Here is a 2,974-nt window from a genome sequence, read left to right as displayed (position 1 = left end):
CCGCCGCCTCCGGCGTGATCACCGGGATCGACTGCGTCGGCGTCGTCTGCTCGGCGATGAGGGCGCTCACGTCGTGGCCTGCCCAGGCCGCCACGTCGCCGCCGACGATCCAGGTGTCCTTCGACCCGCCTCCCTGGCTGCTGTTCACGACGAGCTGACCGGCGGGCAGGGCCACGCGCGTCAGTCCGCCGGGCAGCACCCAGACGTCGTCGCCGTCGTGCACGGCGAACGGCCGCAGGTCGGCGTGGCGGGGCTGGAGGCCGTCGTCGACGAGGGTCGGGATGGTGCTCAGCTGCACGACGGGCTGCGCGATCCAGCCGCGCGGGTCCTGCTGCAGGCGCGTGCGGAGCTCGTCGAGCTCGCGTCGGCTCGCGGCCGGCCCCACGACGAGCCCCTTGCCGCCGGAGCCGTCGACGGGCTTGACCACCAGCTCGTCGAGGCGGTCGAGCACCTCCTCGAGGGCGCCCGGATCCTCGAGGCGCCAGGTGCGCACGTTCGGCAGCAGCGCCTCCTCGCCCAGGTAGTAGCGGATCAGCTCGGGCAGGTACGTGTAGACGAGCTTGTCGTCGGCGACGCCGTTGCCCACCGCGTTCGCGATGGTGACCGTGCCGAGACGCGCGGCCATCAACAGGCCGGGCGAGCCGAGCACCGAGTCGGCGCGGAACTGCAGCGGGTCGAGGAACTCGTCGTCGACCCGGCGGTAGATCACGTCGACCCGCTCGGGGCCGCCCGTCGTGCGCATGAAGACGCGGCCGCCCGAGCAGTAGAGGTCGCGGCCCTCGACGAGCTCGACGCCCATCAGCCGGGCCAGCAGGGTGTGCTCGTAGTACGCCGAGTTGAAGACCCCGGGGGTCAGCACGACCACCGTCGGCTCGTCGACCCCCGACGGCGCGCTCTTCTTGAGGGCGGCGAGGAGGCGGGCGGGATAGTCGCCCACGGGGCGCACCTTCATCGAGACGAAGAGCTCGGGCAGCGTCTGTGCCATCACCCGCCGGTTCGAGATCACGTAGCTGACCCCGCTGGGCACGCGGACGTTGTCCTCGAGGACGCACCAGGCGCCGGCCTCGTCGCGGATCAGGTCGATGCCGCTGACCTGGATGCGCACGCCGTTCGCCGGGTCGATGCCCGCGGCCTGGCGGTGGAAGTGGCTCGAGCTCGTGATGAGCCCCGCGGGGATCACCCCGTCGGCGACGGCCCGCTGCGGTCCGTAGACGTCGGCGAGGAACGCCTCCAGCGCCTTGACCCGCTGCTTCACCCCTTTCTCGACGTCGAGCCACTCGTCGTTCTTGATGACGCGGGGCACCGCGTCGAGGGGGAACGGTCGCTCCTCGCCGGCGAAGTCGAAGGTGACGCCCTGCGCGAGGTACGAGTCGGCGAGGGCCGCGGTGCGGCCGCGCAGGTCGTCCTGCGTCATGCCCTCGAGGGTCGCGTGGATCTCCTGGTAGGCCCGGCGGACCTCGCGGTCGGAGGCGAACATCTCGTCCCAGGCGGGCGCCGGCTGCCTCGCGGAGGAGCCCCTGGCCGGGGTCGCCGCGGCGTAGCGGTCGAAGAGGTCTGCCATGGCTCGACGCTACTGACGGGGTGTTGCGACGGTGTTTCCGGGCGGTTGCGGGCGGGGACGGGACTCCCGGCCGGGCCCTGTCAGGGCTTGGTCAGGAGCCCGTCGGGGCTTGATCGGGGCCCGGTCGGGGCCCGGTCGAGCCGCCGAGCGAGTTCTCGGCGGTCTCATCCGCACGGGCGAGACGCCGCACAGGCGCGGGGACTAGCGTCGACGGAACACGTCAACGTTCCCTGGGAGGACCCATGAGTTTCCGATTCTTGCTCATCGCCATCATCGCGTTCATCGCCTACACCTTCGGCGCGAAGGCCGGGCACGGTCGCTACAAGCAGATCTCGGGCTACGTCGGCTCGTTCTGGAACGACCCCCAGGTCAAGAAGGCCCGCAAGAGCGCCAAGAAGAACGTCGCCGTCGCCCGCAAGGCCGCGATCAAGAAGGCCAAGAAGGCCTCGCGCTGACCTGAGCGCACGTCATTCGACGAGGCCCGTCCCGCTGAGCGGGGCGGGCCTCGTCGTGCGCTGCAGGCGCTGCCGTAGCGTGGGCGGATGATCCCCGACGCGTCCTCGGCCGGTGACGACCGCCTCCTCGTGGTGCCGGAGCCCGTGCTCGCCGCGGCCGACGGCGCCACCGTCACGCCGGTGTGGCTGAACGAGGCAGGAGGCGTGACGTACCGCCTGGGGGACGGTCCCGGCCGGCGCTTCGCCAAGTGGGCGCCGCACGGCAGCGGGCTCGACCTGCACGCCGAGGAGATGCGCCTGCGCTGGGCCGTCGAGCACGCCGTCGTGCCGCGGGTCCTCGAGATCGGCAGCGACGACGAGGGCGACCACCTCGTGACCGCGGGCCTGCCCGGCCGCAGCGCCGTCGACCTGCGGTGGGTGCGCGACCCGGAGCGTGCGGTGAGGGCGGCAGGGCACGGGCTCCGCGTGCTGCACGACGCCCTGCCGGTGGACGACTGCCCCTTCAGCTGGTCGGTGGAGGACCGGATCGCGACGAGTGCGCGGGCGCGCACCGCGCCTCCTTCGTCGCACCCCGACTCGCTGGGGCCGGCCCCCGAGGTCGACCGTCTCGTGGTGTGCCACGGCGACCCGTGCGTGCCGAACACGCTGCTGCTCGACGACGGGACGTGGTCGGGCCACGTCGACCTCGACGCGCTCGGGGTCGCCGACCGCTGGGCCGACGTCGCCGTCGCCACGATGAGCCTCGAGTGGAACTACGGCCCCGGCTGGGAGGCCGCCTGGCTCGACGCCTACGGGATCGACCCCGACCCGGTTCGGACCGCCTTCTACCGCGGGCTCTGGAACGCGACCTGAGGAGCTGCCCGCGTCGGGCGTCGCGTCGGAGCCGGCGGGTCGTCGTCGCCCGCGGCGGGTCCGAGTCGCGTGCGGCGGGTCCGAGTCGCGTGCGGCGGGTCCGAGT

At 72.9% G+C, this 2,974-nt stretch carries 3 protein-coding genes; 2 read left to right on the top strand and 1 reads right to left on the bottom strand.

Going from position 1 to position 2,974, the window contains the following annotated elements; all coding sequences use genetic code 11:
* The coding region (locus tag RWM17_RS13560) for a circularly permuted type 2 ATP-grasp protein (RefSeq protein ID WP_314104519.1) at positions 1–1,561 on the bottom strand (1,561 nt) is incomplete at its 3' end.
* Positions 1,562–1,803: 242 nt separating this feature from the next.
* On the opposite strand from RWM17_RS13560, the gene RWM17_RS13555 reads away from it, so the two are divergent.
* Together RWM17_RS13555 and RWM17_RS13550 are read left to right on the top strand one after the other, a co-directional pair.
* A complete protein-coding gene (locus tag RWM17_RS13555; RefSeq protein ID WP_123547114.1) occupies positions 1,804–2,016 on the top strand; it encodes a hypothetical protein in 213 nt (70 codons plus the stop codon).
* An 87-nt stretch (positions 2,017–2,103) separates the two neighbouring features.
* Positions 2,104–2,868, top strand: a complete 765-nt coding sequence (locus RWM17_RS13550; RefSeq protein WP_314104516.1) for an aminoglycoside 3'-phosphotransferase — start codon at positions 2,104–2,106, stop codon at positions 2,866–2,868.
* Positions 2,869–2,974 lie beyond the last annotated feature (106 nt).

The organism is uncultured Frigoribacterium sp. (assembly GCF_963515265.1).
Lineage (GTDB): Bacteria > Actinomycetota > Actinomycetes > Actinomycetales > Microbacteriaceae > Frigoribacterium.
This window is presented reverse-complemented; position numbering and strand designations above follow the sequence as displayed.